General features: G+C 61.3%; 18 protein-coding genes. 13 read left to right on the top strand and 5 right to left on the bottom strand.

Features of this window, described 5'->3' with window-relative positions; translation table 11 throughout:
• Positions 1–16 precede the first annotated feature (16 nt).
• Complete coding sequence (locus AC07XZ_RS00405) at positions 17–781, bottom strand: TOBE domain-containing protein (protein ID WP_102685706.1); 765 nt, start codon at positions 779–781, stop codon at positions 17–19.
• A gap of 58 nt (positions 782–839) precedes the next feature.
• The gene (locus tag AC07XZ_RS00400) at positions 840–1580 is read right to left on the bottom strand and encodes a ComFC family protein (RefSeq protein WP_102685705.1); all 741 of its coding nucleotides are present in this window, start codon (positions 1578–1580) and stop codon (positions 840–842) included.
• Between the two features lie 91 nt (positions 1581–1671).
• Between AC07XZ_RS00400 and bioB the strand changes: the two genes are divergently transcribed.
• The 11 genes from bioB (at position 1672) to AC07XZ_RS00345 (ending at position 16486) form a co-directional block, all read left to right on the top strand.
• Positions 1672–2727 carry a biotin synthase BioB gene (bioB, locus tag AC07XZ_RS00395; protein ID WP_011336244.1) on the top strand — a complete coding sequence of 352 codons (1056 nt, stop codon included), beginning with the start codon at positions 1672–1674 and terminating at the stop codon, positions 2725–2727.
• 171 nt (positions 2728–2898) lie between these two features.
• Positions 2899–4077, top strand: coding sequence for an 8-amino-7-oxononanoate synthase (bioF, locus tag AC07XZ_RS00390; protein WP_102685704.1), 1179 nt, complete (start codon positions 2899–2901; stop codon positions 4075–4077).
• Positions 4070–4801 carry an alpha/beta fold hydrolase gene (locus tag AC07XZ_RS00385; RefSeq protein WP_102685703.1) on the top strand — a complete coding sequence of 244 codons (732 nt, stop codon included), beginning with the start codon at positions 4070–4072 and terminating at the stop codon, positions 4799–4801. Before bioF ends, AC07XZ_RS00385 begins: the two co-directional genes overlap by 8 nt.
• Entirely contained in the window at positions 4794–5600 is an 807-nt protein-coding gene (gene bioC / locus AC07XZ_RS00380; RefSeq protein ID WP_102685702.1) for a malonyl-ACP O-methyltransferase BioC, read from the top strand. Before AC07XZ_RS00385 ends, bioC begins: the two co-directional genes overlap by 8 nt.
• Entirely contained in the window at positions 5597–6277 is a 681-nt protein-coding gene (gene bioD / locus AC07XZ_RS00375; protein ID WP_007959854.1) for a dethiobiotin synthase, read from the top strand. The genes bioC and bioD overlap by 4 nt, the downstream gene beginning before the upstream one ends.
• A gap of 106 nt (positions 6278–6383) precedes the next feature.
• Positions 6384–6680 carry a hypothetical protein gene (locus AC07XZ_RS00370; RefSeq protein WP_007959856.1) on the top strand — a complete coding sequence of 99 codons (297 nt, stop codon included), beginning with the start codon at positions 6384–6386 and terminating at the stop codon, positions 6678–6680.
• Between the two features lie 275 nt (positions 6681–6955).
• The gene (locus tag AC07XZ_RS00365) at positions 6956–8761 is read left to right on the top strand and encodes a phenylacyl-CoA dehydrogenase (RefSeq protein WP_102685701.1); all 1806 of its coding nucleotides are present in this window, start codon (positions 6956–6958) and stop codon (positions 8759–8761) included.
• 260 nt (positions 8762–9021) lie between these two features.
• Positions 9022–11136, top strand: coding sequence for a cytochrome-c peroxidase (locus AC07XZ_RS00360; RefSeq protein WP_102685700.1), 2115 nt, complete (start codon positions 9022–9024; stop codon positions 11134–11136).
• A gap of 210 nt (positions 11137–11346) precedes the next feature.
• Positions 11347–12636, top strand: coding sequence for a GGDEF domain-containing protein (locus AC07XZ_RS00355; RefSeq protein ID WP_064380305.1), 1290 nt, complete (start codon positions 11347–11349; stop codon positions 12634–12636).
• A gap of 90 nt (positions 12637–12726) precedes the next feature.
• On the top strand, positions 12727–14523 hold the full coding sequence (locus tag AC07XZ_RS00350; protein WP_102685699.1) for an acyl-CoA dehydrogenase C-terminal domain-containing protein: 1797 nt from the start codon (positions 12727–12729) through the stop codon (positions 14521–14523).
• Positions 14524–14707: 184 nt separating this feature from the next.
• Complete coding sequence (locus AC07XZ_RS00345; protein ID WP_102685698.1) at positions 14708–16486, top strand: acyl-CoA dehydrogenase C-terminal domain-containing protein; 1779 nt, start codon at positions 14708–14710, stop codon at positions 16484–16486.
• A 227-nt stretch (positions 16487–16713) separates the two neighbouring features.
• On the opposite strand, the gene AC07XZ_RS00340 is transcribed toward AC07XZ_RS00345, so the two are convergent.
• Positions 16714–17643: a LysR family transcriptional regulator gene (locus tag AC07XZ_RS00340; RefSeq protein WP_085746606.1), complete on the bottom strand. Its 930-nt coding sequence runs from the start codon at positions 17641–17643 to the stop codon at positions 16714–16716.
• Between the two features lie 169 nt (positions 17644–17812).
• Here AC07XZ_RS00340 and AC07XZ_RS00335 point away from each other — a divergent pair, with 169 nt between their 5' ends.
• Positions 17813–19096, top strand: a complete 1284-nt coding sequence (locus AC07XZ_RS00335) for an aspartate aminotransferase family protein (protein ID WP_102685697.1) — start codon at positions 17813–17815, stop codon at positions 19094–19096.
• 201 nt (positions 19097–19297) lie between these two features.
• Entirely contained in the window at positions 19298–19456 is a 159-nt protein-coding gene (locus AC07XZ_RS00330) for a YqaE/Pmp3 family membrane protein (protein ID WP_003228885.1), read from the top strand.
• Positions 19457–19459: 3 nt separating this feature from the next.
• Here AC07XZ_RS00330 and AC07XZ_RS00325 read toward each other — a convergent pair whose 3' ends face one another.
• On the bottom strand, positions 19460–21268 hold the full coding sequence (locus tag AC07XZ_RS00325) for an alpha/beta hydrolase family protein (protein ID WP_102685696.1): 1809 nt from the start codon (positions 21266–21268) through the stop codon (positions 19460–19462).
• Positions 21234–22370: a pyrroloquinoline quinone biosynthesis protein PqqE gene (gene pqqE / locus AC07XZ_RS00320; protein ID WP_371807421.1), complete on the bottom strand. Its 1137-nt coding sequence runs from the start codon at positions 22368–22370 to the stop codon at positions 21234–21236. Before pqqE ends, AC07XZ_RS00325 begins: the two co-directional genes overlap by 35 nt.
• Between the last annotated feature and the right edge of the window lie 5 nt (positions 22371–22375).

The following is a 22375-nucleotide window of genomic DNA, read 5'->3' as shown; positions in this document are numbered from 1 at the left end:
TTCGTTGCAGCGCTGTTTAGAGCGGTGTTCCGAGCAGCACATTGGACGGAGAAAACTGCACTTGCAACGGTTGCTCGACCGTCAGGCCTCGGGTGCGCAAGTCCAGCGGTTCGGCCAGCGCACACAGGGTCTGGCCATTGGGCAGGGCGATGCGCACTTCGCTCGGGCCGTCCTCGGCGTCGAGAATCGCCTCGATCCGGCCGCTCAAAAGGTTGTGGCCGACGGCAGGCGTGGCCTCTGGCGCGAGCAATTCGAGCCAGCCGGCCTTGATCAGCGCCACCACTTCGGTGCCCGGTTGCAGCTCCAGATGCACGGTGCTGTCGTGGGTGATCTGCGCGTCGATCGACAGACCTTCGGCGAGTTCGAGGCGGATCAGGTCGTTGCGGCCCTGACCTTCGATCAGCACGACTTTGCCGTGCAGTTGATTGCGCGCGCTGGTCCTGAGCATCAGCCGACCGAGCAGGTCCAGATCGCTGGCGTCCTCGGCTGCTTCCAGTACTTGAGCCTGCAAGGCTTGCAGCTTTTGATAGAGGCGCAGCACTCGCTCGCCTTCGCTCGACAGTTTGGCGCCACCGCCACCCTTGCCGCCGACCGCGCGCTCGACCAGAGGCTTTTGCGCGAGGTTGTTCAGCTCATCGATGGCATCCCACGCCGCCTTGTAACTCAGACCGGCGCTTTTTGCGGCGCGGGTGATCGAACCCTGTTCGGCGATGTGTTGCAGCAAGGCGATGCGCTGCGGACGGCGGACGATGTGCTGGGACAACAGGGTGGGCAGGGACATGGCGGACGCTTTGTGCTGAAGGGTTGAGGGAGGACGTTGGCGGCTCGGGACGTATCCGTCAAGCCGCGTCGCCGGGTTTTGGCGTGCGGGCCAGGCAGTACACATCCACCCGCGCGGCGCCGGCGTCCATCAGCAAACGGGCCAGTGCCTGAGCGGTGGCGCCGGTGGTCAGCACGTCGTCGACAAGGGCCAGGTGCCGGCCTTTCATCTTTGCATCGGGGCTCAAGGCGAAGGCGTGACGCAGATTGCGTTTACGCGCCTTGGCGCTGAGGGCCTGCTGGGCGTCGGTATCCTGCACGCGCAAAAGACTGTGTTCCTCGCAAGGCAGGTCGAGTGCCTTGCCCAGCCACTGCGCCAGCATCGCCACTTGATTGAAGCCGCGCTGGCGCAGGCGTTTCGGTGCAAGTGGAACCGGCAGCAAGGCGTCCGGGCGAGGCAGGTCTTCTTCGAAGCGATGTTGCAGGAACTCGCCGAGAACGTCGGCGAGCAAGTGGCCAAGTGGCCATTTGGCGTTGTGCTTGAAACGGGTGATTAACGTGTCCACCGGAAAGCTGTAAGTCCATGGCACGGCCACCTGTTCAAAGGCCGGTGGATCGTTCAGGCAGCCCCCACAGGTCAGGCCGCCAGTGGGCAAGGGCAGGGCGCAGGTCAGGCATTGATCGCCCAGCCACGGCAGATCGGTTTCGCAGGCGGTGCAGATCGGGATTTGCGCGTCTGCCGGTTCATCGCACAATAAACAGTTCTGTTTGTTTTTTAACCAGATGTAAACCGGCCTTTCGTAGTGTGGTTGACAGCGCATGGGTCTTCCTTAAATATGCCGAACATCCGTGTCGTGCCTGTGGGTATTCCGTTTCCCCAGGCGCCAGCCAAGCATAACCAAGGAAACGCCCATGAGCGCCAGCACCACTGCCACCCTGCGTCACGACTGGACTTTGGCCGAAGTCAAAGCACTCTTCGTTCAGCCATTCAACGACTTGCTGTTCCAGGCGCAGACGGTGCACCGCGCGCATTTCGACGCCAACCGCGTCCAGGTTTCCACCCTGCTGTCGATCAAGACCGGTGCCTGCCCGGAAGATTGCAAATATTGTCCGCAGTCCGGTCACTACAACACCGGGCTGGAAAAAGAAAAGCTGATGGAAGTGCAGAAGGTCCTCGAAGAGGCTGCCCGCGCCAAGGCCATCGGTTCGACCCGTTTCTGCATGGGCGCGGCGTGGAAGCACCCGTCGGCCAAGGACATGCCGTACGTGCTGAAGATGGTCGAAGGCGTGAAGGCCATGGGCCTGGAAACCTGCATGACCCTCGGTCGTCTCGATCAGGATCAGACCGAAGCGCTGGCCAAGGCCGGGCTCGACTACTACAACCACAACCTCGACACCTCGCCGGAGTTCTACGGCAGCATCATCACCACCCGCACCTATGCCGAGCGTCTGCAGACCCTGGCCTACGTGCGCGACGCGGGGATGAAGATCTGCTCCGGCGGCATCCTCGGCATGGGCGAGTCCCTCGATGACCGCGCCAACCTGCTGATCCAGCTGGCCAACCTGCCGGAGCATCCGGAGTCGGTGCCGATCAACATGCTGGTGAAAGTCGCCGGTACGCCGCTGGAAAATGCCGACGACGTCGATCCGTTCGACTTCATCCGCATGCTCGCCGTGGCGCGCATCCTCATGCCGCAATCCCACGTGCGCCTGTCTGCCGGCCGCGAAGCGATGAACGAGCAGATGCAGGCCCTGGCGTTCTTCGCCGGCGCCAACTCGATCTTCTACGGCGACAAACTGCTGACCACCGCCAACCCGCAGGCCGACAAGGACATGCAGCTGTTCGCACGTCTGGGCATTCAGCCGGAAGCCCGCGAAGAGCATGCCGACGAAGTCCACCAGGCCGCCATCGAGCAGGCGCTGGTGGAGCAGAAGAGCAGCGAGCAGTTCTACAACGCGGCGGTCTGAAACTCGCCCCGATTTGCTGAAGGAACACTCCCCTGTGGGAGCTGGCTTGCCAGCGATAGCGGACTGACAGTCGACACTGATGTTGAATGTGGCGCCGCCATCGCTGGCAAGCCAGCTCCCACAAGGTCGGTGTCCATCCTGATTCATGTGATTTGACTGTTCGAGGCTTGCATGTCTTTCGATCTCGCCGCACGCCTTGCTGCCCGTCGTGCCGACAATCTCTATCGCCAGCGACCGCTGCTTGAAAGCCCACAAGGGCCGCAAGTGGTGGTCGACGGTCAGCCGTTGCTGGCGTTCTGCAACAACGATTACCTGGGCCTGGCCAATCATCCGCAAGTGATCGAAGCCTGGCGCGCCGGTGCGTCGAAGTGGGGCGTCGGCGGCGGTGCCTCGCATCTGGTGATCGGCCACAGCGGCCCGCATCACGCGCTTGAAGAGGCTTTGGCGGATCTCACCGGACGGCCGCGTGCGCTGTTGTTCACCACCGGTTACATGGCCAACCTTGGCGCGGTCACCGCATTGGTCGGGCAGGGCGATACGGTGCTGGAAGACCGGCTCAACCATGCGTCTTTGCTGGATGCCGGATTGTTGTCCGGCGCGCGCTTCAATCGTTATCTGCACAACGACGCCGACAGCCTCGCCAAGCGTCTGGAGAAAGCCACCGGCAATACGCTGGTGGTCACTGACGGCGTGTTCAGCATGGACGGCGACCTCGCCGATCTGCCGGCGCTGGCCCGGGAAACCAAGGCCAAAGGTGCGTGGCTGATGGTTGACGACGCTCACGGTTTCGGTCCGCTGGGGACAAACGGTGGCGGAATCGTCGAGCATTTCGGTTTGAGCCAGGAGGATGTGCCGGTGCTGGTCGGCACGCTCGGCAAAGCGTTCGGTACGGCGGGTGCGTTCGTCGCCGGCAGTGAGGAGCTGATCGAAAGCCTTATCCAGTTCGCCCGTCCGTACATCTACACCACCAGCCAGCCGCCGGCGCTGGCCTGCGCGACCTTGAAGAGCCTCGAACTGCTGCGCAGCGAGCACTGGCGTCGAGAGCATCTGCAAACGCTGATCCGCCAGTTCCGCTATGGCGCCGAGCAGATAGGTCTGGAACTGATGGACAGCTTCACGCCGATTCAGCCGATCCTGATCGGCGATGCCGGTCGCGCTGTGCGTCTGTCGCAGATGCTGCGCGAGCGTGGGCTGATGGTCACCGCGATCCGCCCGCCGACCGTGCCTGCCGGCAGCGCGCGGTTGCGGGTGACGCTGACCGCTGCCCACAGCGAGGCGCAGGTGCAGCTATTGTTAGAAGGACTGGCCGATTGCTTTGCGCAACTCAAGTCGGAGCCAAGCCATGCGTGATCGCCTGATTCTGCTACCGGGTTGGGGCCTCGGCGTTTCGCCGCTGGAGCCGCTGGTCGCTGCGTTGCGCGGACTCGACGAACACCTGCAGGTCGACATCGAGCCGTTGCCGGAGCTGGACTCCAGCGATCTGCAAGACTGGCTCGACGAGCTCGATGAGCGCATCTCCGAAGATACCTGGCTCGGTGGCTGGTCACTGGGAGGCATGCTCGCGTCCGAGCTGGCGGCGCGGCGTGGCGAACATTGCTGCGGCTTGCTGACCCTGGCGAGCAATCCTTCGTTTGTCGCCCATGAACAGTGGCCGAGCGCGATGCCCGGCGAGACCTTCGATGCGTTTCTGGCCGGCTGCAGCGTCGATCCGCGCACGACCCTCAAACGATTCTCTCTGCTGTGCGCCCAGGGCGCGCAAGACGCGCGCGGCTTGTCGCGGCTGTTGCTCGGCGGCGCGCCGAATACCTCGCCGGCCGCGTTGATGGCCGGTCTGGAATTGTTGGCGCAGATCGATACGCGCGAAGCCTTGCAGGCGTTTCGTGGCCCGCAATTGCATCTGTTCGGCGGGCTGGACGGGTTGGTGCCGGCGGAGGCCGCGGGTGAGCTGTTCGCGTTGCTGGCAGATGTCGAGGTCGGTCTGATCGAGCAGGCCAGCCATGCGTTTCTTCTGGAAGATCCCCACGGTGTAGCGGGTGCGATCCAGGCGTTTTTAAGTGAGTGCGGTGATGACTGATTTGTCTGTTGCGGCGTTGCCCGGCGGCTTGCCTGACAAGCGCCAGGTCGCGGCTTCTTTTTCTCGTGCAGCGGCCAGCTATGACAGCGTCGCCGAGTTGCAGCGTGATGTCGGTACGCAGTTGATGAATCGCTTGCCGGCGGATTTTCGGCCGGCACGCTGGCTGGATCTGGGTTGCGGCACCGGGTATTTCACTCGGGCACTGGCCGAGCGATTTGGTGAGGGGCTGGCGCTGGATATCGCTGAGGGCATGCTCAATCACGCGCGGCCGTTGGGCGGGGCCACGCACTTCATTGCTGGCGATGCCGAACGTTTACCGTTGCAGGATTCTACGTGTGATCTGATCTTCTCCAGCCTCGCCGTGCAGTGGTGCGCGGACTTTGAAGCTGTGCTCGGCGAAGCGTTTCGGGTGCTGAAACCGGGGGGGATTTTCGCGTTTGCTAGTCTTTGTGCAGGGACGCTGTACGAATTGCGCGACAGCTGGCGTCAGGTCGATGGTCTGGTGCACGTCAACCGCTTCCGCGAGTTCGCCCGCTACGAGCAATTGTGCGCGGCCAGTGGTTTGCGCAGTGTTTGTCTGGAGAACCGGCCGCATGTGCTGCATTACCCGGATGTGCGCAGCCTGACCCATGAACTCAAGGCCCTGGGTGCGCATAACCTGAACCCCGGCCGGCCGGGCGGATTGACCGGTCGGGCGCGGATTCTGGGGCTGGTCGAAGCCTATGAGCAGTTCCGTCAGCCGCAGGGCTTGCCGGCGACTTATCAGGTGGTCTACGCCGTGTTGGAGAAACCCTTATGAGCGCAGCCTATTTCATCACCGGAACCGACACTGACGTTGGCAAGACCACCGTCGCCGCCGGGTTGCTGCACGCTGCGCGGTCGGCGGGGCTGAGTACGGCGGCGGGCAAACCGGTGGCGTCCGGTTGTGTGGTGACGCCCAGAGGTTTGCGCAATTCCGATGCGCTGGCGTTGCAGGCCGAATGCTCGTTGCCGCTGACGTATCAACAGGTCAACCCGGTGGCGTTCGAGCCGGCGATCGCGCCGCATCTGGCAGCGCGCGAGGCGGGTGTGGCGCTGACCGTGCAATCGTTGCTGGCGCCGATGCGCGAGATTCTGGCCATGAATGCCGACTTCACGCTGATCGAAGGCGCGGGCGGCTGGCGGGTGCCGTTGGCGGATCAGGACAATCTGTCGGATCTGGCGATTGCGCTGAAGCTGCCTGTGATTCTGGTGGTCGGCGTGCGTCTGGGTTGCATCAGCCATGCGTTGCTGACGGCCGAGGCGATTGCCCGGGACGGGCTGCAACTGGCGGGATGGGTGGCGAATATCATTGATCCGAAGACGTCGCGGCTGGAGGAAAACCTGGCGACACTGGCCGAGCGGATTCCGGCGCCGTGCCTGGGCCGGGTGCCGAAGCTGAAGGCGGTCAGCGCCGAAGCGGTCGCCGATCACTTGCAACTGGATCTGCTCGACTGATTTTGGCTATGACAAGGCACTGTGCCATTAGTGTTTTTGACGGGTGTTTTTCTGATGCCTCTGGTTCAATGGCACCCATTGATCCCTCCCAAGGATGAGAGCTCCCATGGAAATCTCCGGAAACACAGCTTTTTATGCAGGTCTGAGTACCATTCAGACCGGGCAGAACCGCGTCGATCAGGCCGCCAGCCAGATTGCCAGCAGCACCATCGAGCGTTCGGTCACCAGCCAATCTTCGGAAGTACAGGTCGATCGTCTGCGTTCCGTGGATCGCGCCCAGCAATCGGATCTGGCAAGCAACATGGTCGAGATGGCTCAAGGCAAGTTTCAGGCGGAACTGGGCGTGAAAGTCGCCAAGGCTTCCGATGAAATGCTCGGTACGATCATCGATACCTTCGCCTGATTTTTTGATCTGCGCTTTGCCAGACGCCGCGACTGTTCGCGGCGTTTTTCGTTGTAAGTCCTTCTCCCTCAACTAATCTTTTTTCAGTGCACATGGCTCGGTCGGGCGTATGTCGTGTTGCTGTGTCCGGCGTTCGGAAAATGTGATGACGAATGGCAAAAGAACGACGCTTGACAAGATTTCGGCGTAAACGTATGTTTCAAACAACTGTTTGACCGTCACAACAAATCAACGCGGTCGTTCATTCCCGGTTACATCAGCAGAGGTTTATCGCTATGCCTGACTACAAGGCCCCCTTGCGTGATATTCGCTTCGTTCGTGACGAACTGCTCGGCTACGAAGCGCACTATCAGAGCCTTCCAGCGTGTGCAGAAGCAACGCCGGACATGGTTGACGCCATTCTCGAAGAGGGCGCCAAGTTTTGTGAGCAGGTGCTGGCACCGCTGAACCGCGTGGGTGACACCGAAGGCTGCACCTGGAGCGAGTCCGGCGTGAAAACCCCGACCGGCTTCAAAGAGGCCTACAAGCAATTCGTCGAAGGCGGCTGGCCAAGCCTGGCCCATGACGTCGAGCACGGCGGTCAGGGCCTGCCTGAGTCGCTGGGTCTGGCAGTCAGCGAAATGGTCGGCGAAGCCAACTGGTCCTGGGGCATGTACCCAGGCCTGTCGCACGGCGCGATGAACACCATCTCCGAGCACGGCACCCCAGAACAACAAGAAGCCTATCTGACCAAACTGGTCTCCGGTGAGTGGACCGGCACCATGTGCCTGACCGAGCCGCACTGCGGCACCGACCTGGGCATGCTGCGCACCAAGGCCGAACCTCAGGCCGACGGTTCCTACAAAGTTTCCGGCACCAAGATCTTCATCTCGGCCGGTGAACACGACATGGCCGACAACATCGTCCACATCGTGCTGGCCCGCCTGCCGGACGCACCGGCCGGCACCAAAGGCATTTCCCTGTTCATCGTTCCGAAGTTCATGCCAAACGCTGACGGTACTGTTGGTGCACGCAACGCCGTGACCTGCGGTTCGATCGAACACAAGATGGGCATCCACGGCAACGCGACCTGCGTGATGAACTTCGACGGCGCGACCGGTTTCCTGATCGGCCCGGCGAACAAAGGCCTGAACTGCATGTTCACCTTCATGAACACCGCACGTCTGGGTACCGCGCTGCAAGGTCTGGCCCACGCCGAAATCGGCTTCCAGGGCGGCCTGAAGTACGCTCGCGATCGCCTGCAAATGCGTTCCCTGACTGGCCCGAAAGCGCCGGACAAGGCCGCTGACCCGATCATCGTTCACCCAGACGTACGCCGCATGCTGTTGACCATGAAAGCATTCGCCGAAGGCAACCGTGCGATGGTGTACTTCACCGCCAAGCAGGTCGACATCGTCAAATACGGCGTGGACGAAGAAGAAAAGAAGAAAGCCGACGCACTGCTGGCCTTCATGACTCCGATCGCCAAAGCGTTCATGACCGAAGTCGGTTTCGAATCCGCCAACCACGGCGTACAGATCTACGGCGGCCACGGCTTCATCGCCGAGTGGGGCATGGAGCAGAACGTTCGCGACAGCCGCATCTCGATGCTGTACGAAGGCACCACCGGCATCCAGGCACTCGACCTGCTGGGCCGTAAAGTGTTGATGACTCAAGGCGAGGCCCTGAAAGGCTTCACCAAGATCGTCCACAAGTTCTGCCAGAACAACGAAGGCAACGAAGCCGTTAAAGAATTCGTCGCACCGTTGGCTGCACTGAACAAAGAGTGGGGCGAGCTGACCATGAAGGTCGGTATGGCCGCCATGAAAGATCGCGAAGAAGTCGGCGCGGCCTCCGTGGACTACCTGATGTACTCCGGTTACGCCTGCCTGGCCTACTTCTGGGCTGACATGGCGCGTCTGGCTGCTGAAAAACTGGCTGCCGGCACCACCGACGAGGCGTTCTACACCGCCAAGCTGCAAACCGCGCGCTTCTACTTCCAGCGCATCCTGCCGCGTACCCGTACGCACGTGGCCACCATGCTGTCGGGCGCCAACAACCTGATGGACATGAAAGAAGAAGACTTCGCACTGGGCTACTAAGCCTTAACGCAGTCCTTCAAAAAACCGCTGCTCCTTCGGGGGCAGCGGTTTTTTTGTGCCCGGATTTCCCCAATCCCGGGGCTGATTCCCCAGCATTGATGACAGCTCCGCTCAGCTGAACCGCTGTGCTTATTGATTCAAGATGTTTCCAGAAGAGTGGCCAATTAATTGCACTGCCCGATTTACCGGTGCTAACCAGAACTGCCTGCTCAAAGAAGCAAGACGCCCGGCACTTAACAACAACAGTCAGGGTGAAGCCTATGAACATCAGTCGACTCGCTCGTTTGACCTTCTGGTTACCCGTTGCGCTATCAGTCCAAAGCGCATGGGCCGCCGACCCCGCCGAAGTCGATCCTCCCTTGCCGGAGGTTCCCTCGCTGCAATCGTTGCGCGGGATGGTGCCCCCCGATCCGTCCGGAACCGAAGGCGGGCGCAAGGTCGACCTGATGACCGACTACGTGCTCAATCGCCAGGCCGCGATCCTGTTGGGCAAGGCGTTGTTCTGGGATATGGAGATCGGCAGCGATGGCTCCACGGCCTGTGCGTCCTGCCACTACCACGCCGGCGTCGATCACCGCATCACCAACCAGCTCAACCCCGGCCAGGCGCACACCAACGCCAACGTCGCGTCGATCTTCAATAAACCGTTTGTAGCCTCGGACATTCCCGGTGATGTGGCGTCCTACGCGACGTTGTCCGGCGGCAAGGGCGGTCCGAACTACACGCTGAAGAAAACCGACTTCCCGACCCACGTGCTGAGCAATCCCCTGGAGCGCAACTCGCCCATCGTGTACTCGACGGACGATGTGGTTGGCTCGCAAGGCGTGTTCGACGCCAACTTCGTCAAACCCAACCAGCCGCGTTTCGACAAATGCACCCAACAGCCGGACGGTCTGTTTCAGGTCGGCGGCATCAACGTTCGCCGCAGCACCGGGCGCAATGCGCCGTCGGTGATCAACGCCGCGTTCAACGTGCGCAACTTCTGGGACGGTCGGGCCAATAACGTCTTCAACGGTTTCTCGCCGTTCGGCAATCGCGATCCGGATGCCGGGATCTACGTGACCAGCGAACGCAGCACGGTCGCCACCAAAGTGCGGCTGGCGCTCAACGACGCCTCTGCCGCCTCGCAAGCCGTCGGCCCGCCCGGCAGCCCGGTGGAAATGTCCTGCGGTGGCCGTACCTTTGCCGACATCGGCCGCAGGATGCTCGACACGCTGATGCTCAAGCAGCAAAGGATTTCATCCACCGACTCGGTGCTGGCTCCAGTATCGGGCGCACGGCGGCCGACCTATCGCGAACTGATCAAGAACGCCTTCCAGCCCCGGCTGTGGAACGCCACGCAAAACGTTCTGGTGGGCGGCGTGCCGTACACCCAGATGGAGGCCAACTTCCCGCTGTTTTTCGGCCTGGCGATCCAGATGTATGAGGCCACGCTGGTGTCCGATCAGGCGCCGATCGATGCCTACCTGCAGGGCGATCACACCGCGATGAACGCGCAACAGGTCGAGGGCATGAACCTGTTTCTCGGCAAGGGCAAATGCGTCAATTGCCACGGCGGGCCGGAGTTGACCAACGCCGCCAGCCGCCTGCTGATGCATCCGCGCGAACGCATCGAACGCATGGTGATGGCCGACAACCTGACCACCCTTTACGACAACGGCTTCTACAACACCGGTGTACGCCCGACCTCGGAAGACCTGGCTCTCGGCGGCGCAGATGCGTGGGGCAATCCCTGGTCGTTCACCCGGCAGTACAACAGCGTGTTGCAGGGCGGCCGTTCGGTGGATCCGCTGGACGTCGATGTCTGCACGTTCGAGGCGCCGTTGAGCGCGGCGAATCCGTGCGATGTCACGCTCAAGCCGAATGTCGGTTTCCGCGATTCGGTCGATGGCGCGTTCAAGACGCCGACCCTGCGCAACATCGCCCTGACCGGCCCGTATTTCCACAACGGCAGCCGCTCGACGCTTAAACAGGTGATGGAGTTCTACAACCGTGGCGGTGACCGGCGCGGCGAAGACGCCAACAACACCAGCGGCTTCGAGCATCCGGCGGTGAACCAGCACAACACTTCCAACCTCGATCCGGACATGACGGCGCTGAACCTGACGCCTGCCGAAATCGATGCCGTGGTGAAATTCATGGAAGTCGGCCTGACCGATCCGCGCGTGGCCTGGGAACGCGCACCGTTCGATCATCCATCGCTGGTGATCCCGCAGGGCCATATCGGCGACGAGAATGCCGTGACCCAGCGCCCGGCCAGTCCGAAAGTCACGACCCGTCAGGCGATGGACGCCTCGCTCAACCTCAAGCCTTACGGCGCTGAAGGCCGGCCGGCAGCAGAGGGGCCATTGCAACCGTTCTACAACGATCTCTGAGCAGAAAAACACACCATGGCCATCAAGAATGATGGCCATGGTGGCCGTCTAGCGGCCATTGCGCAAAAAACCTTACTGAATTACTCAGCAACTGCCGATTTCGGCCGTTAAAGAGACAGCCTGTGATCTGGATCACATTGTGTGTGCTTAACTGGCCACATTGCAGGCACAATGCCATCTCTTTGCTATGACGGATCGGAGCTTTTTCCCTTGCCGCGTTCTTCCGCTGTACGTTTCAGTCATTTTCTACCTTCACTGCTGTTGTTGCTCGCGGGGTTGGCGGCTGCGTACGTCAAAGACCTCAACGTGTTCTTCACTTCGCTGTTCAACGTGTTGCCTACCCTGGTTTTGCTGTTGGGCGGTTCGTACTGTGCGGTTTACCGACGCCAGCGCGAGCTGTTTCTGATGGTCACGGTGTATATCGCCTACTTCCTGCTCGACACCCAGACCGACTATTACCGCGACAACGGCAAGGTTCGCGAAGACGCGGCCGTGGTGTTCCACCTGGTCTGTCTGCTATTGCCGCTGTTGTTCGGACTATTCGCCGCGTGGCAGGAACGCACGCACCTGTTTCAGGACATGGTTGCGCGCTTCGCCGTGCTGCTGGCCTTTGGCAGCGTGGCGCTGGGGCTTGAGCAAAGTTACCCGCAGGCGTTGCTGATGTGGCTTTCCGAGATCCGCTGGCCGGCGCTGCACGGCGCTTGGATGAGCCTGATCCAGTTGTCGTATCCGGTGTTCATCTCGGCGTTCCTGCTGCTGGCCTGGCAATACTGGCGCAACCCGCGTCCGCTGCACGCGGCGCAACTGGTGGGGTTGCTCGGGGTGTTCTGGATGCTGCCGAAAACCTTCATCCTGCCGTTTACCCTGAACATCATGTGCAGTCAGGTCATGCTGATGATTGCGGCGGCGGTAGCGCACGAGGCTTATCAAATGGCCTTCCGCGACGAACTCACCGGCCTGCCGGGCCGCCGTGCACTCAACGAGCGCATGCAGCGTCTGGGGCGCAACTATGTGCTGGCGATGAGCGACGTCGATCACTTCAAGAAATTCAACGACACCCACGGCCACGACGTGGGGGATCAGGTCCTGCGGCTGGTCGCCAGCAAGCTGTCCAAAATCAGCGGCGGCGGTAGGGCTTATCGCTATGGCGGTGAGGAATTCGCCTTGGTGTTTGCGGGCAAGACTCTTGAAGAGTGCATGCCGCACCTGGAAGTCATCCGTGAGTCGATTGCGTCCTACAACATTCAGCTGCGAAATCAGGAAAGCCGCCCGCAGGATGATCAGCAGGGCCGTCAGCGTCGCTCGGGGTCGGGCGCGTCCAGCGTGTCGGTCACCGTCAGCATCGGCGTGGCCGAACGCCTGGAACAGCGCACCCCGGAAGAGGTGCTGAAATCCGCCGACCAGGCGCTCTACAGTGCCAAGGGCGCAGGGCGAAACTGTGTGATGGCGTTTGGGCAGAACCGCCGTGGCGCGGTGCGCATGGACAGCGCCGCAGGTTGAGTGATGACGGCGCATTCAGCGTCTGGACAGTGATTGTGGGGCAGGGTGGCCGGCAGTAGGTTGAAGCAATCTGCTGAAGGAGAAGCCACCATGCCCGAGTACAAAGCTCCCCTGCGCGACATGCGCTTTCTGATCGACCACGTCTTTGACTTTCACACTCAGTACGCGGCCCTCGGCGCCCACGACGCCAGCCCGGACATGATCAACGCGATCCTCGACGAGGGCGCAAAGTTCTGTGAGAACGTTCTGGCACCGCTCAATCGCAGCGGCGACGAAGAGGGCTGCCATTTCGACAATGGTGTAGTGACAACGCCTACAGGCTTCAAGCAAGCCTTCGCACAATACGTGGAAGGTGGCTGGCACGGTCTGGCGGCAGATCCGACCTACGGCGGCCAGGGCCTGCCGAGTTCACTGGGACTGGTGATCAGCGAAATGGTCGCCTCCAGCAACACCTCCTGGGGCATGTACCCGGGCCTGACCCACGGCGCCATGTCGGCGATCCACGCCCACGGCACCGAAGAACAGAAAAACACCTATCTGCGCAAACTTACTGCGGGCCAGTGGACCGGCACCATGTGCCTGACCGAAGCCCATTGCGGCACCGATCTGGGCATCATCAAGACCCGCGCCGTGCCTCAGGCCGACGGCAGTTATGCAGTGACCGGCAGCAAGATTTTCATCTCCGCCGGCGAGCACGACATGAGTGACAACATCATTCATCTGGTGCTGGCCAAACTGCCGGACGCACCGGCCGGGACCAAGGGGATTTCGCTGTTCATCGTGCCGAAATTTCTCCCGGACACATCCGGTGAGGCGGGCGAGCGCAACGGCGTTTCCTGCGGTTCGATCGAACACAAGATGGGCATCAAGGCTTCGGCCACCTGTGTGTTGAACTTCGACGACGCCAAAGGCTTCCTGATCGGCGAGCCGAACAAGGGCCTGAACTGCATGTTCACCATGATGAACCACGCGCGTCTCGGCACCGGGATGCAGGGCCTGTGTCTGGGCGAAGCGAGTTTCCAGGGCGCAATCAAATACGCCAACGACCGTCTGCAGATGCGTGCCCTGACTGGTGCCAAAGCTCCGGACAAACCGGCTGACCCGATCATCGTCCACCCGGACGTGCGGCGCATGCTGCTGACCATGAAAGCCTTCAACGAAGGCAACCGCGCGCTGACCTATTTCACCGCGCAGATGCTCGATGTCGCGCACCTGAGCGCGGACGCCCAGGCGCGTCAGGAGGCCGAAGACCTGTTGGCGTTCCTGACCCCGATCTGCAAGGCGTTCATGACCGACACCGGGCTGGAAGTGACCAACCACGGCATGCAGGTGTTCGGTGGCCACGGATTTATCCGCGAGTGGGGCATGGAACAACTGGTTCGCGATTGCCGGATCGCGCCGATCTATGAGGGAACCAACGGCATTCAGGCGCTGGATCTGCTCGGGCGCAAAGTGCTGGGCAGTCAGGGCAAGCTGCTGCGCAACTTCACCAAGATCGTCCACAAATTCTGCGCGGCCAACGCCGGGCATCCGCAACTTGGCGAGTTTGTCGCGCAGCTCGATGGCCTCAATCAGCAGTGGGGCGACCTGACCATGAAGGTCGGTATGGCCGCGATGAAGAACCCGGATGAAGTCGGCGCCGCGTCGGTGGATTACCTGATGTACAGCGGTTACATCGTGCTCGGCTACCTGTGGCTGCGCATGGCGCTGGTTGCCCAGGCGCAGCTGGAGTCGGGTGAGGGTGATGGTGATTTCTGCCAGGGCAAACTGGCGACGTGCGAGTTTTACTTCAAGCGGTTGCTGCCGCGCACCGCTGCGCATCGTGCGGCGATCGAGGCGGGCAGCGATTGCCTGATGAAACTGCCGGCGCAGTTGTTCGCGCTGTAACACGGCACTGTTAAACAAAAGAGCCCGCTGATAGCGGGCTTCTTTATGGTTGATTGCTGATGACTAAAAATAACAAATCAGTCACCGCCTGACCCTATGTGTCGCAAAAGTTGTTGGGTTACACTCCAGCTCAACGAAATCACCCTTCCACGAATCACCTGTTTAGATCTTTGCGAGGTTTGCCATGGCTGACTACAAAGCGCCGCTGCGCGATATGCGCTTCGTCCTCAATGAAGTGTTCGAAGTCGCCAAACTCTGGGCCGAACTGCCGGCCCTGGCCGAGACCGTGGACGCGGAAACCGTTGAAGCCATTCTCGAAGAGGCCGGCAAGGTCACCAGCAAAAGCATCGCGCCCCTGAGCCGTGCCGCCGACGAAGAAGGCTGCCACTGGGCCGACGGTGCCGTCACCACGCCGGCCGGTTTCCCACAGGCCTATCAGACTTATGCCGAAGGCGGCTGGGTCGGTGTTGGTGGTGATCCGGCTTACGGCGGCATGGGCATGCCCAAAGCCGTCTCGGCTCAGGTCGAAGAAATGGTCAACTCCGCCAGCCTGTCCTTCGGTCTGTACCCGATGCTGACCGCCGGCGCTTGCCTGTCGATCAATGCCCACGCCAGCGAAGAGCTCAAAGCCGCGTACCTGCCGAACATGTACGCCGGCGTCTGGGCCGGTTCCATGTGCCTGACCGAGCCGCACGCCGGCACCGACCTGGGCATCATCCGTACCAAGGCCGAGCCTCAGGCTGACGGTTCCTACAAGGTCAGCGGCACCAAGATCTTCATCACCGGCGGTGAGCACGACCTGACTGAAAACATCATCCACCTGGTGCTGGCCAAACTGCCGGACGCACCGGCGGGGCCGAAAGGCATTTCGCTGTTCCTGGTGCCGAAGTTCATGGTCAATGCCGATGGCAGCCTGGGCGCGCGCAACCCGGCGAACTGCGGTTCGATCGAACACAAGATGGGCATCCAGGCGTCCGCCACTTGCGTGATGAACTTCGACGAAGCGGTGGGTTACCTGGTCGGCGAGCCGAACAAGGGCCTGGCCGCGATGTTCACCATGATGAACTACGAGCGTCTGGGCGTCGGCATTCAGGGCCTGGCCACCGGCGAGCGTTCCTACCAGAACGCCATCGAATACGCCCGTGACCGCCTGCAAAGCCGTTCGCCGACCGGCGCGCAGAACAAGGACAAGGTGGCCGACCCGATCATCGTCCACCCGGATGTGCGTCGCATGTTGCTGACCATGAAAGCCTCGAACGAAGGCGGTCGTGCGTTCTCCACCTACGTGGCGATGCAACTCGATACCGCCAAATTCAGCGAAGACGCCGCCACCCGCAAACGTGCGGAAGATCTGGTGGCCTTGCTGACACCAGTGGCCAAGGCGTTCCTGACCGATCTGGGTCTGGAAACCACCGTACACGGCCAGCAGATCTTCGGCGGCCACGGCTACATCCGTGAGTGGGGCCAGGAGCAATTGGTGCGTGATGTGCGCATCACTCAGATCTACGAAGGCACCAACGGCATTCAGGCGCTGGACCTGGTGGGTCGCAAGATCGTCGGCAGCGGCGGCGCGTTCTACAAACTGTTCGCCGACGAGATCCGCCATTTCACCGCAACCGCCAGTGCCGATCTGGGCGAGTTCACCAAGCCGCTGAATGACGCCGTCGACACCCTCGACGAGCTGACCTCGTGGCTGTTGGACCGGGCGAAAACCAACCCGAACGAAATCGGCGCGGCATCGGTCGAGTATCTGCAAGCGTTCGGCTACACCGCTTACGCCTACATGTGGGCACTGATGGCCAAGGCATCGCTGGGCAAAGAAGCGCAGGACGATTTCTATGCGAGCAAACTCGGCACGGCGCGGTTCTATTTCGCCCGTCTGCTGCCGCGGATTCACTCGTTGAGCGCGTCGGTGAAGGCCGGCAGCGAGTCGCTGTTCCTGCTGGACGCTGCGCAGTTCTGATGATGTAACGTCATGTAAGCGATCTCTTACATGACGTGCTGCTGTTCTCCCATAGGCGTAGATTGGATCCAGAGCTAATCTACTTTCCATGGACGTCGCGCAGGAAGCGCAAAGCAACAACACGGACACGTAGGATTCTGCCAGGGTGGCGGAGTGAAATGGATGTCAGGGAAACAGTCTGCAAAGCCCCGCTTCGGCGGGGTTTTCTTATGCCCGCAGAAAAGTTTTCAGCTCAACGCGTCCAGCGGCGGCGCCCCTTTCAGCGGTTTGTCCTCACGCTGCATCACCTCTTCCAGCAACGTTCGCAGCAAGGCCAATGGCGCCTGCTGGCGTTGCACATCGCGACACACCAGCCCGACCTTCAACGGCACGCGCGGCTCACTCAATGGTTTCCACAGCAGGTCCTGATCGTCGTACTCTTTTTGCGAACGACCGGGCAGCACCGTCGCCAGACGGGTATGCGGAAGGCTGTCGAGAATTCCCACCATATTGTTCAATTCGGCCTGCACTTGCGGGCGTCGTCCGAGGCTGGCCAGTTGCGCCTGCCAGATCTGGCGGATCTGAAATTCTTCACCCAATAGCAACATCGGCAATTCAGCCGCCTGACTCATGGAGACTTTCTTGAATTCCCGCAGCGGATGATCCGCCGGGATGACCAGTGTCAGTTCATCTTCGTACAACATCACGCCGTGCAGCCCCGGCTGGCGTGGCGGCAGATAGCTGATGCCAATGTCCAGCGAGCCGTTGAGCAGTCGCCGCTCGATCTCAAGCCCCGTCAGTTCATAAATCTGCACCACCAGATGCGGCTGGGCCTTGCGCACTCTCTCCAGCATTTGCGGCACCAGGCTGGTGTGCACGGTTTGCAGCACGCCGATCGCCAATGTGCGCAGTGCCTGACCCTTGAAGTTGCCCAGCGCCTCACGCGCCCGCTGCAGGCCGTCGAGCAGTGGCAAGGCGTGGTTGTACAAGGTGTGGGCGGCGAGGGTCGGCAACAGGCGTTTGCTGCTGCGCTCGAACAGGGTGACGTCGAGGTTCTGCTCCAGCTGGCGAATCTGCTGGGACAGCGCGGGTTGAGAGATCGACAGGCGCTCGGCGGCGCGTCCGACATGACCTTCTTCGTAGACCGCGACGAAATAACGCAGTTGTTTGAAATCCATAAGTAATACTTATCGAAAATGCTGGGAAATCGAAATGGCTCGAAGGCAGGAACAGGCCTAGTCTAACCGCATTCACAAGGCTTACAGGGCCGGAAAGCGCAATGACCAGCGTTTGTTTTGAAAGTGTTTGCATAGGCAGTTCAAAAAACCTCGATCGAGGTTTTTTTCAATGAATCTGTTCAGTTTGCGGCGCCAGACGCCGAGCCTCGATGACCTGGCTTTTGAAACCCAGGAATCGGACGTTTCTGATGGCCTGAATGCCGAACGTCTCATGCCCAGCGTCGAGCGCCCACAACAGGTATTCGTTCGCGGCCAGGGCTCCTGGCTATGGGACAGCAATGATCGCGCCTACCTGGACTTTTCCCAGGCCGGTGGCGCCAACAGCCTCGGCCACAGCCCTTCGGCGCTGGTCAAGGCCATCGCCAATCAAGCCCAGGCTCTGATCAATCCCGGCTTCAATCTGCACAACCGCGGCATGCTCAGCCTCGCCGAGCGCCTGTGTGCCAGTACTTCCAGCGATCAGGCGTATCTGCTCAACAGTGGCAGTGAGGCCTGTGAGGCGGCGATCAAACTGGCGCGCAAATGGGGCCAGCTGCATCGCAGTGGCGCCTCGCGGATCATTGTCGCCAGACAAGGCTGTCACGGGCGTAGTCTGGCGACGATTTCGGCGTCAGACAGTTGCAACCTACAAAACCGCTTCGAACCGTTGCTGCCGGGTTTCGATCTGGTGCCGTTCAACGACCTGCCAGCGCTGCATGCGGCAGTCGATGCACAGACGGTGGCAATCATGCTCGAACCGATCCAGAGCGATGCCGGGGTGATTCCAGCGACCGAGCATTACCTCAAGGGTGTCGAGCGCTTGTGCCGTGAGTTGGGGATTCTGCTGATTCTCGATGAGGTTCAGACCGGCATCGGCCGTTGCGGCACCTTGCTCGCCGAACAATCCTACGGCGTGCGCGCCGATATCGTCGTGCTCGGCAAGGGCCTCGGTGGTGGCGTGCCACTGGCGGCGCTGCTGGCGCGAGGCAAGGCCTGCTGTTTCGACTCCGGCGAGTTGGGCGGCACTCATCACGGCAACGCGCTGATGACCGCCGCAGGGCTGGTGGTGCTCGACAGCGTGCAAGACCGCGCATTCCTCGAACAAATCCGGGACAACGGCCAGCATCTGCGCGAAGGACTCGCCCGTCTGGCCCATCGTTATGAACACGGCGAGTTGCGCGGGCAAGGGCTGTTCTGGGGACTGACCCTGTCGGAAGACTCCGCCGAGGCCGTCGTCAAAGCCGCGCTTCACGAAGGCTTGCTGCTCAACGCCCCACAAGCCGACTGCCTGCGCTTCACCCCGGCGCTCAACGTCAGCAAGACCGACATCGACGAAATGCTCCTGCGTCTGGCCCGCGCCTTCTCCCGGGTACGCACCGCGCAGCTGCAATGCCGAAAAGGGATTGCCGTCTGAAGTTTCCCACCCGAATTCAAGAACCGTCTCGCGGTATAACGCACGCTCCACGCCTGATTCTTTTGGCGTGGGGCGTTTTTTTGTGGCCGTGTAATGGCGATCAGATGGCGAGATTGCGGTTTGCACTGAACCCTGACAAACGGCACAGGTCGATTAGCTTGTATGGCTCAGGTGAGCCAACCCCCAATCAGGAGCTGCCCCATGGACTTTATCCGCATCATCATCGCCATTCTGTTGCCGCCACTGGGTGTGTTTCTGCAGGTCGGGTTCGGCGGCGCGTTCTGGCTGAACATTCTGCTGACGTTGTGCGGTTATATCCCGGGGATCGTGCACGCGGTGTACATCATCGCCAAGCGCTGAGGGTCAGTCCGTCAAACCCATCACCCGCCGGTAAAACCGCCATTCCTGCTCCAGCGCATGGGCCTGGTTGGCGGCCCGGCGGAAGCCGTGACGTTCATCGGCGTAGTAATGCGCTTCGACCTCAATGCCGTTTTGCTCCAGAGCCGTGACCATGTCGCGGGTCTGTTGCGGCACGACCACGGCGTCCAGTTCGCCCTGAAAGAAAATCACCGGTACGCGAATGTTGCCTGCGTGCAGCAACGGCGTGCGGGCGGCGTAGCGTTCGGCATCTTGCTCCGGATCGCCGATCAGCCAGTCCAGATAATCGCCTTCGAACTTGTGTGTCGCGCGGGCCAGGGCTACCGGGTCACTGACGCCGTACAGACTGGCGCCAGCGCGGAACACTTGATGGAATGCCAGTGCGCACAGCGTGGTGTAGCCACCGGCGCTGCCGCCACGGATAAACGCACGGTCGCCGTCGATCATGTCGCGATCATTCAGGTAGGCCACCACCGCACAGGCATCCTCGACATCCACTGCGCCCCAACTCAGATGCAACGCCTGTCGATACTTCCGGCCATAACCGCTGCTGCCTCGGTAGTTGAGATCGGCGACGGCGAAGCCGCGTTGCGTCCAGTACTGGATGCGCGGGTCAAGCATCGGGTAGCAGGCGGAGGTAGGGCCGCCGTGGATGAACACCACCAACGGCGGTTTCACATCGCCATTCGTGGCCGGGTAAAAGAAGCCGTGTGCTTCACCCGCACCGCTTGGGTAGCGCAGGGTTTGCGGGCGGCTGATGCGCTCGGCGGGCAGCGGTGCGACACCGCCGGCCAGGACATTCACTTCACGCGATTCGCGATCAATGGCGATCACCGCTGAAGGGCTGACCGGTGAGGCGGCAATGCAGTAAACAAATTGATCATCGACAGCCAGATGACGGAAGCGGCTGTAATCACCGGTGAAGTCTTCGCCGTTGAGCGCCAGACGACCGAAACCGCCTTCGCTCCAGCTCGCCAGAAAGCTTTCGCCGGCGGGCAGCCAGGTGCAGCCGCCAAGTTGCCATGGGGCTGGCGCGTGATCGGCTTCGGCGCTGGCTAACGGTTGCAAACCATTTGCCGACTCGACCCACGGTTGCCAATACCCACCACGATCGGTCAGACAGCCCAGTCGGCCATTGGCATCGAAACGCGGTTGCTGGATCGACTCTTCAAGCGTTTCACCAGCCACGCAACGTGGGGTAGAAAATCCGCTATCAGAACGCTCGGCGAGCATCAGTCGTGTGGATGTCCACGGCTGATGCGGACGGCTCCACTCGATCCACGCCAAGCGCTGGCCGTCCGGGCTGATGATCGGCGATGCGTAAAAATCCGCGCCTTCAACAAGCATTTGACGGGCGCCACTCGCCAGATCGATAGCCACCAACCGATGGCAATCACCGTTCTCTTCAACGGCCAGCACCTGCCCGTTGGCAAAGTGCAGATCACCATATCGGCAATCTCCGGAGGTCAATGCCACGGGCTCGCCGTCCAACGTCTGTCGGTACAACTGCTGGTCCGCCTCGTTGACGAAAACCACCCCGTCAGGCGTCAGACAAAACGCCCCACCGCCATATTCGTACACCCGGCTGCGCACGCTGAAACCCGTAGGCGCAAGACATTTCGCCACACCATCGCGCCAGTGCCAGATCCGGCAGGCGGCGTCCGTCGGTCGATATTCATTCCAGAACAAGCCACGGGCGCCGAGCTGCAATTCGGCGAAATCCACGCCGGCAGCAACCGCAGCGGTGGCGCTGAAAGGCTCAGCCTTTGGCGATGAGTCGCGAGTTTCGTTCATTGCGAAAGGCCAGTTGTTCGATGGTCTGGGTGGCGTGCTCGGCTTCTTCGCGGGCCTTGAGAATCACACCGTGATGTTCGGACTTGCTGCACACCGGATCGGCATTGCTCGCATCGCCGGTGAGCATGAATGCCTGGCAGCGGCAGCCGCCGAAATCCTGTTCCTTTTCGTCACAGGAGCGGCACGGCTCGGGCATCCAGTCATAGCCGCGGAAGCGGTTGAAGCCGAACGAGTCGTACCAGATGTGCTGCATGCTGTGGTCGCGCACATTGGGAAATTGTACCGGCAGCTGTCGGGCCCCATGACAGGGCAGGGCGGTGCCGTCCGGCGTGACCGTCAGAAACAGACTGCCCCAGCCGTTCATGCAGGCTTTCGGGCGCTCTTCGTAATAGTCCGGGGTGACGAAAATCAGCTTGCACGGATGCCCTTCGGCTTCCAGTTTGGCGCGGTATTCGTTGGTGATGCGTTCGGCGCGAACCAGTTGCTCTTTGGTTGGCAGCAGGCCGACACGATTGAGTTGCGCCCAACCGTAGAACTGGCACGTGGCGAGTTCGACGAAGTCGGCCTCCAGCGCAATGCACAGCTCGATGATGCGGTCGATCTTGTCGATGTTGTGCCGATGGGTGACGAAGTTCAGCACCATCGGATAACCGTGGGCCTTCACGGCGCGCGCCATTTCCAGTTTCTGCGCAAAGGCCTTTTTCGAGCCGGCGAGCAGGTTGTTCACTTGCTCGTCGCTGGCCTGGAAACTGATCTGGATGTGATCGAGCCCGGCCTTCTTGAAGTCGCTGATCTTCTGCTCGGTCAGGCCGATGCCGGAGGTGATCAGGTTGGTGTAGAAACCCAACTGACGCGCTTCACGGATCAACTCGGCGAGGTCCTGGCGCACCAGCGGTTCGCCGCCGGAGAAGCCCAGTTGCGCCGCGCCCATCTCCCGCGCCTCACGGAATACCTTGATCCACTGCTCGGTGCTCAGCTCTTTGCCCTGCTCGGCGAAATCCAGCGGATTGGAGCAATACGGGCATTGCAGCGGGCAGCGGTAAGTCAGCTCGGCGAGCAGCCACAGCGGCAGGCCGATTTCCGGTTTTGCCGGGACTTGCACCGATG

The sequence above is a fragment of the Pseudomonas sp. GW458-11-26-14-LB4 genome (genome assembly GCF_059423925.1).
The sequence above is the reverse complement of the archived record's forward strand: the minus strand, read 5'-3'. Positions and strand labels throughout refer to the sequence as shown.